This is a genomic window from Roseibium sp. LAB1, from assembly GCF_054658235.1.
The window spans coordinates 91,016-103,619 of the sequence record NZ_BAAGIB010000001.1 but is presented as its reverse complement, the minus strand read 5'-3'; the positions used below and the strand labels follow the sequence as shown (position 1 = coordinate 103,619).

Here is a 12,604-nt window from a genome sequence, read left to right as displayed (position 1 = left end):
GGAGACCTGTCATGGGCCTTTTCGGAGTTATGCGCAGTGGCGTTTCCGGCATGAACGCACAGTCGAGCAAGCTCGGCACCGTTGCCGAAAACATTATGAACTCGAGCACGACAGGCTATAAGCGTGCCCAGTCGGAATTTTCCTCACTGGTCGTTTCGCAAGGGGCCGGTTCGTTCAATTCGGGCGGCGTCGAGGCTCACACCCAATACCAGGTTTCCAAGCAGGGAAACATCAGCTTCACCACGTCGAAGCTCGATCTTGCGGTGGATGGCAACGGCTTCTTCGTTGTCGGCAACGAAGCAGGTGAAAGCTTCCTGACCCGTGCCGGTCACTTCGTGCCGGATGGGGATGGCTATCTCCTGAATACGGCCGGCTATTATCTCCAGGGCTATCCGATCACGGGCAACACCGCGCCAACAACCGTTGCCAACGGTCTTGGTGGCCTGGAACGGATCAACATCACCCAGAACCAGCTGGAAGCCACTCCCACAAGCGAAGCGTTCCTGCGCGTGAACGTGAGTGAAGATGCGGCGATTGTGCCGGCGGCGGATCTGCCGTCGGCCAACGCAGCAACCGCGAGCTATTCCCACAAGACGTCCATGATCGTGTACGATAATCTCGGCAACGAGGTGAAGCTGGACGTCTACTACTCCAAGGTCACGGAAACAGCTGCCGACAGTGATTGGGAAGTCACGATCTACAACGCAGCAGATGCCGCACCCGGTGGCGGATTTCCCTATACCGCTCCGGCATTGAACACCCAGACGCTGACTTTCGACGTCACCACAGGCAATCTCACCGGTGCCAGTGCGACCGCAATCAATATCGCGGTTCCGAATGGCGGCACCTTCGACCTCGATCTCGACCAGTCGACCTACCTGAATGCCGATTTCACGGTCACCAACGTTGATGCGGACGGGAACGCCCCCAGTGCGGTGAAGAACGTCGAATTCTCCGACGACGGCACTCTGTTTGCGATCTACACCAACGGTGATCGCCGGGCGATCTACAAGATCCCGCTGGCGGATGTACCGAGCCCGGACAGGCTCTCCAACAAGTCTGGCAACGTCTACAGCACGTCCTTCGATTCCGGTGACGTCCGGGTCGGGTTCGCAGGCGAGGGCGGTCTGGGCAGCATCAAGGTTGGGGGGCTTGAAGACTCTAACGTCGATCTCGGCAACGAGCTTACCTCGATGATCGAATCCCAGCGCACCTACACGGCCAATTCCCAGGTGTTCAAGGCCGGTTCCGACCTGCTTGAGCAGCTTGTGAACCTGGTCCGCTAACACGGCTCCCCCGCCAACCGGAAAGTTATTGTCATGAGTTTGTCTGTAGCCCTCAAAGTCGCCCAATCTGCGCTGGCCGCAAGGCAGACAGAATCCTCCGTGGTTTCGCGAAACATTGCCGGGGCTCAGGATCCCGGCTACTCCCGCAAATCCGTTCTGTTGAGCCAGACCTACACCGACAGCGGTCAGGCCGGAGGCCTCAAGGTCGACGGCATCGGCCGGGTGACAGACAGTGCGCTGTATTCGTCGCTCCTGTCGTCTACCTCCACCGGATCCTCTCAGGAAGCCGTGTTGGCGGGCCTTACCCGTCTCGCTGAAACCACCGGCGATACGCAGAACCATATGTCCGCGGCTGCAAAGCTCGGTGCATTGAAATTGTCGCTTCAGAATTATGCTTCCGATCCGAGCAACGCAATCCAGGCTCAGGATGTGTTGCAGGCTTCCAAGGACATGGTGCAGACGCTCCAGTCAGGAACCGCGCTGGTGCAGGATGTACGCACCAATGCGGATGCGGACATGGCGACATCCGTGCGCGAGATCAACACGCTGTTGAAGCAGCTCGAAGACCTCAACTCGGTCATCGTGCGGGGAACGCAGTCGGGGGCAGACGTGACCGATGCGCATGACAGCCGAGACCAGGTTCTGCTCAAGCTGTCCGAGGAAATTGGTATCACCACGCTGAACCGCAGCAATGGAGATATTGTCGTCTACACGGACAGCGGTGTGACGCTGTTTGAAACCAAGGCCAGAGCGGTCACCTTCGAGCCGACCATTGTCTATGGTGCCGCGACAACCGGTAATTCCGTGATGGTGGATGGCGTTCCCGTGGCGGGGCCGGGCGCACTCATGGAGATCAAGTCTGGCAGGCTGCAAGGTCTTGCGGAACTGCGCGACGAAGTTGCCGTGACCTATCAGAGCCAGCTCGATGAAATCGCGCGTGGTTTGATCGAAGCCTTCGCCGAAAGCGATCAGAGCGGTGGCGGTAACCCGGATCAGGCAGGCCTCTTCACATGGTCCGGAGCACCGGCTGTGCCTGCATCCGGCACACTGATCCCCGGCCTTGCTGCTGAAATCGTCGTCAATGCCAACGCCGATCCGGATCAGGGCGGCGACCTGGACAGGTTGCGCGACGGCGGCATCTCCGATCCGTTCGATCCCAACTACAACTACAACCCGTCCGGCGCTGCCGGGTTTTCTGACCGATTGCAGGAACTGGTTTCCGCCTTTGACACCGACACCGTTTTCGACAGCGGCGTGGAACTGGATCCAACCGACACGTTGTCCGGCTTTGCTGCTTCATCCGTCAGCTGGCTGGAAGCGGGCCGAAAGACCATGACCAGCAATGTCGAGGTGCAGACCGTCATTCTCAGCCGGACGGCTGAAAACCTCAACAACAAGACCGGCGTCAACATCGATGAAGAAATGACGCTGCTTCTGGAAATCGAGCGCTCCTATTCAGCTGCCACGCGGCTCATCAAAGCCGTCGACAGCATGCTGGAAGACCTTCTGGCCGCGGCGAGGTAACCGTCATGAAAACCACCTATATCTCCACGATCACACTCGCCGATGCTTCACGCCGGCAGATCCAGAACCAGTCCAGCCTCGTTCAGAAGCTGAGCATCGAGCTGTCCTCCGGCCGCAAATACGATGTCGGCCTGGATCTTGGAACCAAGACCGGCGAGAGCGTGTCGATTCGCTCCGAGTTCCATTTTCTCAATGGCATCATGGACACCAACGCGCTTACTGCGTCGAGGCTCGATGTCAGCCAGGCGGCGATGGGCGACATTCTGACAGATGCACAGGACTTTCTGGCGACGCTTGTGGCCCTGCGCGAGAACAACGGCAGCTCGGATATTGTCAAGGCAGATGCCGTCGGCAATCTGGAGCTTCTGACGTCCCGTCTGAACACGCAGCTCAACGGCAATTTCGTCTTTGCCGGCATCAATACGGACCAGGAACCCTTCGCGGACTATTCCGACCCGACGTCTCCGAACAAATTGGCCGCCGATGCAGCGTTTCTGACCGAGTTCGGCATCGCGCAATCCAATCCAGGTGTTTCCGGCATTACGCCGGCAGCCATGTCCACGTACCTCAATGGTGCCTTCGACGCGATGTTCCAGGACCCAGCCTGGGGAACGTCCTGGTCGGGCGCATCCAGCAACGTGATGGTCAGCCGCATTTCGGCGAGTGAAACGGTTTCAAGTTCCGTCAGCGCCAACGAACAGGCCTTCAGGGACCTGGCCGCGGCCTACACGATGATGTCCGACCTCGGTAACGAAGACCTTGATCCAGAGACCTGGAAAGTGGTGGTCAACGAGGCGATCGAGAAGCTCGGCACCGGTATTGCCGGTGTCACCAGCCAGATGGGTAAGCTCGGCAATGTGCAGGAGCAGGTCAAGCTGGCGAGTGAACGGTTGAAGGTGCAGACCGACATCCTGAACCGACGCATCAACGACCTTGAAAACGTCAATCTGGAGGAAACGTCGGTGCGTCTCAACACGGCTCTGACGCAGCTTGAGACCACTTATGCGGTCACGGCGCGCATGCAGGGTCTGAGCATCCTCAACTACCTGTGATTTTAGCCGAATGTCTGATTTTTCGTATCAAACCCAACCTTGAGAGGGCCCATGTACAATCTGTCTTACGCTGAGGTTATGGACGATCTTTGCTCTGACCAGCGGCTCAACGAACATGAGGCAATGTCGATCGTGATCGGCAAGCTCAACGTCGCCCAGGAGCGCGGCGTCAAGTCTCCCGAAGCCGTCGACGCGCTGTTCTACACACGGCGCCTGTGGAGCTACTTCCTGGAACACCTGGCGGACGATGCCAACGAGTTGCCGATCGAAACGAGAGCCAATCTGATCTCCGTCGGCATCTGGGTCCTGAAAGAGGTCGAATCCCTGCGCCAGTGGGAGCAGGAGGACTTCTCCGACATCATCCAGATCAATTCCATCATCCGCGACAGCCTGGACGGTTAAACTCATGAAAATCGGTTTGAAAGCGGGCGAACGCCTGTTCATCAACGGTGCGGTGATCAGGGCGGAACGGAAAACCAACATCGAACTGCTGAACGATGCCGTATTTCTGCTTGAAGCCCATGTGCTGCAGCCCGAGGAGGCGACGACGCCGCTTCGCCAGCTCTACTTCATACTCCAGACCATGATCATCGATCCGGCAGCCGCAGGTGCGGTTCAGGACATGTTCCATCTTGTGCTGGGTTCCGTGAAATCGGCGTTCTCGAACAAGGAGGTGCTGATGCATCTCGACAAGGTCGAGGAGCTTGCGAAAACGGATCGGTGGTTCGAGGCAATGAAGGTTGTGCGTGCGCTTTATCCGCTGGAGGCAAGCCTGATGCTGGCCGAAAAGAACCGGCGCGCGCAGGAGACCCGGCAGACCGCAACCCGGCCGGCGCCAAGGGAAAATTTTCAGTACGGCCCCCGGCTGGCCGTTGTTTAAGGAGTGATTAGATGACCAGTGTTGAAGGCGTCAGCGCCACCCAGGGCGTTGCCTCGACTGCATCCGCGCAGAAGCAGCTGACTGTCGACTACGACACCTTTCTGCATCTGATGATGGCTCAGATGCAGAACCAGGATCCGACCAATCCAATGGACGCATCCGAGCAGCTCGCGCAGCTCGCAAGCTTCAGCCAAGTTGAGCAGTCTATTCAGACCAATGCCAAGCTTGGAACGCTTTTGACCAACCTTTCGTTCGGTCAGGTAGATGATCTGATCGGGCGGACAGTAACCGACGCCAACGGTACGACGGGTGTCGTGGAAAAGGTCGAAGTCTATTCCGACGGTACAGTGCTCGCGCTCGACAACGGTCAGGGTGTTCTGCTTGGGCCGGGTGTAACCATTTCCTGAGCGGATGGAATGACATGAATGAAGTTGATGCCCTGGACCTGGTCCGGACTGCCATCTGGACGATCCTCGTTGGATCTGCCCCCGCGATCGTACCGGCGATGATTGTCGGTATCGGAATTGCTTTGCTGCAGGCCCTGACCCAGGTTCAGGAAATCACACTTACCTTCATTCCAAAGATCGTGGCAATTCTGGTCATGATCGTGGTCGCCGGGCCTTTCATCGGCGGCCAGATCTACTCGTTGACGACCTTGATCTACAATCGGATCGAGACCGGGTTCTAACAACCCAACCTTCTGACAATATCGTGTCATCCCGGTTTGCCGCATAAGCGCCAAGACCGGGATCAAGTATTCTCAGTCGTCTGCGTTCTGGAAAGCGGTAGCGCAGGTGGTTACTGGATGCCGGCCGTCGCCGGGATGGCAAGGAAGATGCATTTCTCGCATCTGTTTCGCCTTGAAATGCGACCTGCTTCAAGTACGCGCAATGCTCTCTCCCGATCCTGGAGCAATCATCTTCGGTCGAGACGTACGAAGTTTCCCGAACAAGCCTTCCGATTTTCTTCTCAGAAAAAGCTTCGCGCAAGCTTCAAGGGCGAGGTTGTCAGGTATCAGACCTGCAGCAGAGAGAAGGCATGACAGACACCTCCCTTTCGCCGACTGCCGACGGTACGCCGGACAGCCGCCGCGACGTTGGCTTTGCCATCGGCATCGTCCTCATTCTGGCAGTCCTATTTCTCCCGATTCCGACGTTTCTGATCGACATTGGCCTTGCCATGTCAATCGCGCTGTCGGTGTTGATTCTGATGGTCTCACTCTGGATCCAGCGGCCGCTTGATTTCTCATCCTTTCCGACGATCCTGCTGATCGCAACCATGCTGCGGCTGTCGCTCAACATCTCGACAACGCGCATGATCCTGGCCAATGGTCACGAAGGGCTGAATGCTGCCGGATATGTGATCAACGGCTTTTCGCAATTCGTCATGAGCGGTGACTTCGTCATCGGTCTGATCGTTTTCGCGATCCTGATCATTGTCAACTTCATGGTCATAACCAAAGGCGCGACCCGTATCGCTGAAGTCGGAGCTCGCTTTACCCTGGACGCGATCCCGGGAAAGCAGATGGCGATCGATGCGGATCTTTCCGCCGGTCTTATCGACGACAAGGAAGCACAAAGCCGGCGCAAGGAGCTGGAGGAGGAAAGCTCCTTCTTCGGGGCCATGGACGGGGCTTCCAAATTCGTGCGCGGAGATGCAATTGCCGGCCTCATCATTACGGCCGTCAACGTTCTTGGCGGCATCGTCATTGGCGTCACCCGCTATGACATGACGGTCTCGAACGCGGCGGACGTCTTCACCAAGCTTTCCGTCGGCGATGGTCTTGTTTCGCAGATCCCGGCGCTTATCGTTTCGCTTGCCGCGGGTCTGCTTGTCTCAAAAGGCGGTACCAGGGGCTCGACCGACAAGGCGGTTCTCGGCCAGCTTGGTGGTTATCCGCGCGCCCTTTTCGTGGCGGCGATACTCATGGCGATCTTTGCGTTGATGCCGGGTCTGCCCATGTTGCCGTTCCTTCTGCTGGCCTGCCTGATGGGTTTCATCGGTTACGCAATCCCGAAACGCCTCGCAGCGGCGAAGAAGGTCCAGGACGACAAGAAACGCGCGGCCGATGAGCAGGCCAAGCTTGAGGAGAAGGACTCCGTCAAGGAGACGCTCAAGTCCGCGGAAGTCGAACTGGTTCTCGGCAAGCAGCTGTCTGCGGAACTGTTGACGCGCACCGGAGAACTGTCTCGCCGTGTTGCCAAGATGCGCCGGAAGTTTGCCGAGCAATATGGTTTTGTCGTGCCAGACATCCGTGTCACCGACAGCCTGACACTTGATCCGAAAAGCTATCAGATCAAGATTCACGGCACCATCATCGCGTCACAGCATCTGAAGGTCGGCGAACTGCTGGTCATCCCGAACAATGACGAGGCGCTGCCGGTGCCGGCGGACCAGACGCGCGAGCCGGCATTCGGGATGCCTGCCTACTGGGTTCCTCCCGCTTACAAGGATGAACTCAAGCGCCGCGGCATGACTCCGGCCGAGAACATCACGGTCATCCTGACGCATCTGAGTGAAGTGATCCGCAACAACCTGCCGCAGCTGCTGTCCTACAAGGATATGCGCAAGCTGTTCGACAGGCTGGACCCGGAATACCAGAAGCTTCTCGACGATATCTGTCCGGCGCATACGTCTTTCTCGGGGCTGCAGGCTGTTCTCAAGCTTCTGCTGGCAGAGCGGGTGTCGATCCGGAACCTCAACCTCATCCTGGAGGCCGTTGCCGAGATCGTACCGCATGTGCGCAGGTCGGAGCAGGTGGTGGAACATGTGCGCATGCGCATTGCCCAGCAGATTTGCGGAGACCTGGCCGAAGGTGGACCGCTGAAAGTGCTGCGTCTTGGAAACCGGTGGGATCTTGCATTCCACAACGCCTTGAAGCGGGACGGTAAGGGCGATGTCATCGAATTCGATATCGAGCCGCAGCTGGTGGAGGAATTCGGTACGCAGATGTCTGACGCCGTCAAGAAACACATGAAGGACGGTAGCCGATTTGCCGTAGTCGCAGCCCCGGACGCCCGTCCTTATGTTCGCATGATCGTGGAACGCATGTTCCCAACCTTGCCGGTGCTTTCGCATCTCGAAATCGCCCGCGGTGTCGATGTCGCTGCGCTCGGAAGTGTCTCGTGATTTCCGGCGGCCTCTTTTTCAGCACCTTCAGCTCTTCGCTGCTTCTGGCAGTGTTCCTGCTGTTCTGCCGTATAGGGGCCTGCCTGATGGTGATCCCCGGGTTCGGCAGCAATCGTGTGCCGGTGCATGTTCGTCTCTACATCTCGCTTTCCGTTGCGCTTGCCCTGTCTCCGTTGCTGGCGCCTGGTGTGCAGGCGTCCCTGCCGGACGAACAGCTTGGCACTGTTGCGGGTTTCATTGGAGCGGAATTGCTGACCGGGGCTTTTATCGGCTTTCTCGGCCGGATCTTTCTGGCTGCCTTGGAAACGCTGACGACACTGGTGTCCATGGCCATCGGTCTGTCCAACATGCCGGGAATGCCGATCGACGGCGTGGATTCCCTGCCTCCCGTTGCAAACCTTTTCACGGTTACGGCAACGGCAATGGTGTTCATCACCAATCAGCACTGGGAAATTCTGCGCGGTCTCGCAGCGTCCTACGAGGCGATCCCGCCGGGACAACCTCTGGCGGCGGTGACGGGTCTTGAACAGTTTGCCGAACAGTTGGGCAAGACCTTCATCCTGGCGCTGCGCGTGTGCAGTCCGTTCATTGTCTACACGGTGGTCGTCAACTTCGCCGTCGGCCTTGTCAACAAGCTGACACCGCAGATCCCGGTCTACTTCATCTCCATGCCGTTCGTGATCGCCGGCGGTCTCTACTTTCTCTATCTCGTCATCGCGGAGGCCATCATGATCTTCCTCGACGGCTATTTCACTTGGCTCCAGATAGGTTAGGTCGATCCTGACCGTGAAAGGTTCCTGTTCGATGGCACGAAAAAGTCAGGATATCGAACGTTTGTTCCGGATGCAGAAGCAGATCTTTCTGTTTTCGTCATGGCTTCTGCAGAAACTCGATGCCCAGGTCTATCAGTTAAACGAGAAGGAACGGCGCATCCTGCTGGCCTTGTCGAATGGCGACCTGGCACAGCACGACCGGTTCATCGCCAATGCTGCTGAACGGTTGAGACGGATCATCGAGGAGATGTCACGGCTCAGCGAGGCGCGTGCAAAGGTGAATTCAGAGTACGATCGTCAACGGCTGATGCTGAAACTGATGGCCGAGCGCCTCGCAAAAATGCGTGGTGAGGAACAGCGCGCCGAAGAAGAACGAGATCTGATGGACCTGCTCGACCGCCGCTACGGCTGACAGTCGACTTCGGTGAAATGGACACAATCCGGCACTGCAGACAGGGTCGCGCAAGCCTCCCGCAAGCTGCGCGGGTTACACCTCAGGACGCAAACAAGGTTCGGTATACGTGTATTGCTTGCCTTGCCCTGTCACCTGCCGGGCCTTGTTTGCACCCCACGGTTTTCGAGGAGTTCAGAATGGCGATTTCGCCTCCTTCAGATCTGATCCTGGATGTTTCCAAGGCTGCCGATCCGGTTAGCCTTGCCGACGCCACTAATCGCCTCAGATCCATTTCCGCGGGTGGACCGGGGGACGGCTTTGCGCTTGCCTATGCCGGTGCAACAAACCGGGCAGGGGCGTCAGAGGGTAGTTTCCGGACCGCCGGTTACGGAGGACCGGCTGCAAAGTCCCCGGCCGAAAAATTCGAGGCCATGATCCTCAGCCAGTTTGTCGAAACCATGCTTCCGGACAACTCGGAAGCGGTGTTCGGTTCGGGAACCGCCGGAGAAATCTGGAAATCGATGCTTGCCGAACAGGTTGCCAACCAGCTTGCTGCCAGCGGCGGCGTCGGCATCGCCAGCCTGATTTCAGATACGCTTGATAAGGGAGTTAAAGCCTGATGGACGCTGCCAATGATGTTGACTTTCAGGACGTCACCGTGACCGATCTCGCGCTTCAGGAGTTCACGCCAGATCCTGTACGGTCCATGCCGCTGGTGATTGCGGTTCGCCGTGCCATCGGTGCCGTGCGCGACGAAACCCGGGCGCTGCGGGCCAATCCGACCGCGGATCTGAAAATCTTCGAATATGGCAAGAGCCAGGCCCTGCTGGATCTGTCCAGGGCGCGCTCGCTTGTCCCGCCAGGGTCCTTTTCGCAGGAACTGCGCGACGACATCGCCGAGTTCAAGGACGTGCTTGATGAGAATGTCGGGCTGTTGCAACTGCATATGAATGCGGTGACGGAAGTTGTCGGCATGATGTCCAAAACAATGATCGACTACGAATCCGACGGCACCTACCAGGCACCGTTTCCGGAGCGGGCGCGATGATAAAGATCTTCGTCGCCGGCCTGTGGATGTCTGCCACCATGCTGGCCTCCGGTTACGGTACCACGCAGTATTTCGCAGCCCAGAAACGGGTCGGTGATGACGAGCCGGCGTTTGTGGGCCTGGACTATGAGACCGTGAACCCGGTCAATGTGCCGATCCTCTTCGACGGCACACTGCAGGGGTATGTGGTAATCAAGATGGTCTTTACCGCAGACGGCGATACGCTGCGCCGCCTGCCTGTGCCTCCGCATCCCTTTCTGGTGGATGAGGCCTTCCGGGTGCTCTACTCGGATGAAACACTCGATTTCCGCAGTCTTGAGCGCTACGACCTCGAAGCCTTCACAGAGCGTCTGAAGAAATCGACCAACGCACGCCTCGGCCGACCGGTGGTGCATGACGTCCTGGTGGAGGAATTCAACTATTTCGACAAGGCTGACGTGATCACGCATTGACCCACTGGATCCGGGCCTTGTCTTGAAAACCTGCTTCTGCCGCCTCCCAGGCAATTGGCGTCCAGTTTCGGCTGGGCGCATTTTTTTTGCGTCAGGTCTTCCCGCTTACCCACAGTCTTGGTTGAATGGGGGCAATCAGGAAGTTCTGACGACAGACAGCGAAGGGAAGGGCATTTCATGCCAGATACGATTCCTTTGAAAAAGGTCACGGTATCAAGCAGCTGCGCCTCGGTTGTTCTGACATCGGACGACATCCAGCTGTTGGAAACAGCGGTTGAATTTATGCTCTTTTCCGATTTCGGAGATGGTGAGCAGGCGAGCGAAATGCGGCATGTTGGCAGAAGTCTGCATGAAATTATGGAGCGCTTGTCTCCCCTTTTGGGAGAATGAGCGGGAAGGCCCGGTACCGAAAATACCTGTGTCCTTCGGCAGCCTGTTTTCCAGCGTTGTCTGCTGTTGCCGGTGTCACTTATCTGGATCGAAAATCGTATCGATGGCCTGGAAGATGGTTTTGTAGACCCCAATTTCGTCCTTGGCAAAATCGCCGTGGGGAATTGCCCTTTTTGCTTCGGCGATCAGGTCGGCCTTGATGTCTTCAAGATCAACGCCAGGATTTCCAGACTGATTTGAAAGCTCGACATGCAAGCGCTTTGCGATCCCTGCGTAGGCGACGATGGCGGTCACCATGTGAGCGGGATCCTCCGGTATCTGGATTTTCTTCATGTCTATGCTTTCTGGATCTGACCCTAGTTTTCAATCGACGAGGGCATGCCGGCGCAAGTGCGTTCTAGCATGACTTGTCATTTTGATAGGGCTTGAGCTTAATGTCTTTTGGCGGACAGTTCGAGAACTCGACCTATCATCTCATCGCTTCCTCGAACATGAGCGAGCCCGCAGCATTCGAAAGCGCAACCGGCATGAACCTTCCCGTCATTGACGTCAGCCCTCTTCTTTCAGGCCAATCAGGCGGCCTGGAAAAAGTCGCCTACGAAATAGGCCAGGCGGCCCGGGAGATCGGCTTCTTCTACGTGACGCATCACGGCATCCATGCTGGCCTGATCGATCGGACATTCGCCGCGGCCCACGAACTCTTCGCCTTGCCGATCGATGCCAAGATGGCACTGACCAAAGATTTCTTCAAAACCAATCGGGGTTATGTCCCCATGGAGGGTGAGGCTCTTGATCCGGAGCGGCCGTCGGACCTGAAGGAGGCCTTCAACATCGGTTGGGACCTGGAGGCTGACGATCCGAGGATTTTGTCCGGCGAACCCTTCCGAGCAGTGAACCAGTGGCCGACTATCCCTGGATGGAAGGATGCGCTGCTGGCCTATTTCGACGCGGTCTGGGGGCTTGGTCGGCAGATGCACCAGGCGATTGCCGTCGACCTTGGAGCGGAAACCAACTTCTTTGAAGACAAGCTCGACGCACCACTGGCAACCCTGCGCCTGCTGCATTATCCGCCGCAGCCGGCAAAAGCCAGGGAAGGCCAGGTTGGAGCGGGGACACATACGGATTACGGCAATCTGACCCTGCTGCTACCTGATCACGTGGGCGGACTTGAAGTGCGGCGCCGGGACGGTGCCTGGCTGAAAGCGCCGACACTGGAGGGGGCCTTCATCTGCAACATTGGAGATTGTCTGATGCGCTGGTCCAACGACACCTATGTCTCGACCCCGCACCGGGTTGTCAACGACAGCGGCAGGGAACGCTATTCCATCGCCTTTTTCCTGGATCCGAATCCGGACGCAGAGGTTGCCTGTCTGCCCGGGTGTCAGTCGTCGGAGCGGCTGGCGAAATATCCGGTGACTTCTGGAGCGGAGTATCTGCGCTCGAAGTTGGATGCAAGTTATGAGAAGGTCAAGCAAAGCAACAATTGAATGTTTCTTTCCGAAGAAATAATCGTTGTTGTTTTTAGTGTCATAATCGAAGAAACTGTATATATTCTAATGGGATATCTTGAAAATCAACGAAAGCAATTGCGCCTGTGAAGAGAGCTGAAAAACAGCTTTTTCTTCGAGCACTAACCAGGAGCGTGTGGGTAACGGTCGTAACCTTCCTTTTCGTTT

General features: G+C 57.3%; 16 protein-coding genes. 15 read left to right on the top strand and 1 reads right to left on the bottom strand.

Translation table 11 applies throughout. The features are described from left to right. Window positions 1-11: 11 nt before the first annotated feature. The 14 genes from ACYQ54_RS00495 (at window position 12) to ACYQ54_RS00430 (ending at window position 10,928) form a co-directional block, all read left to right on the top strand. Window positions 12-1,286 (top strand): flagellar hook protein FlgE, encoded by a 1,275-nt coding sequence (locus tag ACYQ54_RS00495; RefSeq protein WP_460078354.1) that lies wholly within the window; start codon window positions 12-14, stop codon window positions 1,284-1,286. A gap of 33 nt (window positions 1,287-1,319) precedes the next feature. Continuing rightward, window positions 1,320-2,810, top strand: coding sequence for a flagellar hook-associated protein FlgK (flgK, locus tag ACYQ54_RS00490; protein WP_460078351.1), 1,491 nt, complete (start codon window positions 1,320-1,322; stop codon window positions 2,808-2,810). 5 nt (window positions 2,811-2,815) lie between these two features. After that, on the top strand, window positions 2,816-3,862 hold the full coding sequence (locus ACYQ54_RS00485) for a flagellar hook-associated family protein (RefSeq protein WP_460078349.1): 1,047 nt from the start codon (window positions 2,816-2,818) through the stop codon (window positions 3,860-3,862). 51 nt (window positions 3,863-3,913) lie between these two features. Continuing rightward, window positions 3,914-4,264, top strand: a complete 351-nt coding sequence (gene flaF, locus ACYQ54_RS00480; protein WP_022998513.1) for a flagellar biosynthesis regulator FlaF — start codon at window positions 3,914-3,916, stop codon at window positions 4,262-4,264. A 4-nt stretch (window positions 4,265-4,268) separates the two neighbouring features. Continuing rightward, entirely contained in the window at window positions 4,269-4,742 is a 474-nt protein-coding gene (gene flbT / locus ACYQ54_RS00475) for a flagellar biosynthesis repressor FlbT (protein ID WP_460078347.1), read from the top strand. 11 nt (window positions 4,743-4,753) lie between these two features. Continuing rightward, entirely contained in the window at window positions 4,754-5,149 is a 396-nt protein-coding gene (gene flgD, locus ACYQ54_RS00470) for a flagellar hook assembly protein FlgD (RefSeq protein WP_460078344.1), read from the top strand. 14 nt (window positions 5,150-5,163) lie between these two features. Continuing rightward, window positions 5,164-5,430, top strand: coding sequence for a flagellar biosynthesis protein FliQ (fliQ, locus tag ACYQ54_RS00465; protein ID WP_022998516.1), 267 nt, complete (start codon window positions 5,164-5,166; stop codon window positions 5,428-5,430). 350 nt (window positions 5,431-5,780) lie between these two features. After that, window positions 5,781-7,871 (top strand): flagellar biosynthesis protein FlhA, encoded by a 2,091-nt coding sequence (flhA, locus tag ACYQ54_RS00460; protein WP_460078342.1) that lies wholly within the window; start codon window positions 5,781-5,783, stop codon window positions 7,869-7,871. After that, complete coding sequence (fliR, locus tag ACYQ54_RS00455) at window positions 7,868-8,644, top strand: flagellar biosynthesis protein FliR (protein WP_460078339.1); 777 nt, start codon at window positions 7,868-7,870, stop codon at window positions 8,642-8,644. The genes flhA and fliR overlap by 4 nt, the downstream gene beginning before the upstream one ends. Before the next feature lie 31 nt (window positions 8,645-8,675). Beyond that, on the top strand, window positions 8,676-9,056 hold the full coding sequence (locus ACYQ54_RS00450) for a flagellar biosynthesis protein R (RefSeq protein WP_460078336.1): 381 nt from the start codon (window positions 8,676-8,678) through the stop codon (window positions 9,054-9,056). Between the two features lie 179 nt (window positions 9,057-9,235). Beyond that, window positions 9,236-9,658, top strand: a complete 423-nt coding sequence (locus ACYQ54_RS00445; protein ID WP_460078334.1) for a rod-binding protein — start codon at window positions 9,236-9,238, stop codon at window positions 9,656-9,658. Further along, window positions 9,658-10,086 (top strand): hypothetical protein, encoded by a 429-nt coding sequence (locus ACYQ54_RS00440; protein WP_460078331.1) that lies wholly within the window; start codon window positions 9,658-9,660, stop codon window positions 10,084-10,086. Before ACYQ54_RS00445 ends, ACYQ54_RS00440 begins: the two co-directional genes overlap by 1 nt. Beyond that, the gene (locus tag ACYQ54_RS00435) at window positions 10,083-10,538 is read left to right on the top strand and encodes a hypothetical protein (RefSeq protein ID WP_460078330.1); all 456 of its coding nucleotides are present in this window, start codon (window positions 10,083-10,085) and stop codon (window positions 10,536-10,538) included. Before ACYQ54_RS00440 ends, ACYQ54_RS00435 begins: the two co-directional genes overlap by 4 nt. Window positions 10,539-10,715: 177 nt before the next feature. After that, a complete protein-coding gene (locus ACYQ54_RS00430) occupies window positions 10,716-10,928 on the top strand; it encodes a hypothetical protein (RefSeq protein ID WP_460078327.1) in 213 nt (70 codons plus the stop codon). Window positions 10,929-11,003: 75 nt separating this feature from the next. On the opposite strand, the gene ACYQ54_RS00425 is transcribed toward ACYQ54_RS00430, so the two are convergent. After that, window positions 11,004-11,261, bottom strand: coding sequence for a hypothetical protein (locus ACYQ54_RS00425; protein ID WP_460078326.1), 258 nt, complete (start codon window positions 11,259-11,261; stop codon window positions 11,004-11,006). A 101-nt stretch (window positions 11,262-11,362) separates the two neighbouring features. On the opposite strand from ACYQ54_RS00425, the gene ACYQ54_RS00420 reads away from it, so the two are divergent. Continuing rightward, window positions 11,363-12,415, top strand: coding sequence for an isopenicillin N synthase family dioxygenase (locus ACYQ54_RS00420; RefSeq protein ID WP_460078324.1), 1,053 nt, complete (start codon window positions 11,363-11,365; stop codon window positions 12,413-12,415). Window positions 12,416-12,604: the final 189 nt, after the last annotated feature.

Bases quoted from the DNA above. Each gene is read 5' to 3' on its own strand.
- ACYQ54_RS00420 (WP_460078324.1), top strand. From the start codon at position 11,363: ATGTCTTTTGGCGGACAGTTCGAGAACTCGACCTATCATCTCATCGCT.
- ACYQ54_RS00450 (WP_460078336.1), top strand. From the start codon at position 8,676: ATGGCACGAAAAAGTCAGGATATCGAACGTTTGTTCCGGATGCAGAAG.
- flhA (WP_460078342.1), top strand. From the start codon at position 5,781: ATGACAGACACCTCCCTTTCGCCGACTGCCGACGGTACGCCGGACAGC.
- flbT (WP_460078347.1), top strand. From the start codon at position 4,269: ATGAAAATCGGTTTGAAAGCGGGCGAACGCCTGTTCATCAACGGTGCG.
- ACYQ54_RS00430 (WP_460078327.1), top strand. From the start codon at position 10,716: ATGCCAGATACGATTCCTTTGAAAAAGGTCACGGTATCAAGCAGCTGC.
- ACYQ54_RS00440 (WP_460078331.1), top strand. From the start codon at position 9,658: ATGGACGCTGCCAATGATGTTGACTTTCAGGACGTCACCGTGACCGAT.
- flaF (WP_022998513.1), top strand. From the start codon at position 3,914: ATGTACAATCTGTCTTACGCTGAGGTTATGGACGATCTTTGCTCTGAC.
- ACYQ54_RS00425 (WP_460078326.1), bottom strand. From the start codon at position 11,261: ATGAAGAAAATCCAGATACCGGAGGATCCCGCTCACATGGTGACCGCC.
- ACYQ54_RS00435 (WP_460078330.1), top strand. From the start codon at position 10,083: ATGATAAAGATCTTCGTCGCCGGCCTGTGGATGTCTGCCACCATGCTG.
- ACYQ54_RS00485 (WP_460078349.1), top strand. From the start codon at position 2,816: ATGAAAACCACCTATATCTCCACGATCACACTCGCCGATGCTTCACGC.
- flgD (WP_460078344.1), top strand. From the start codon at position 4,754: ATGACCAGTGTTGAAGGCGTCAGCGCCACCCAGGGCGTTGCCTCGACT.
- ACYQ54_RS00445 (WP_460078334.1), top strand. From the start codon at position 9,236: ATGGCGATTTCGCCTCCTTCAGATCTGATCCTGGATGTTTCCAAGGCT.
- fliQ (WP_022998516.1), top strand. From the start codon at position 5,164: ATGAATGAAGTTGATGCCCTGGACCTGGTCCGGACTGCCATCTGGACG.
- ACYQ54_RS00495 (WP_460078354.1), top strand. From the start codon at position 12: ATGGGCCTTTTCGGAGTTATGCGCAGTGGCGTTTCCGGCATGAACGCA.
- flgK (WP_460078351.1), top strand. From the start codon at position 1,320: ATGAGTTTGTCTGTAGCCCTCAAAGTCGCCCAATCTGCGCTGGCCGCA.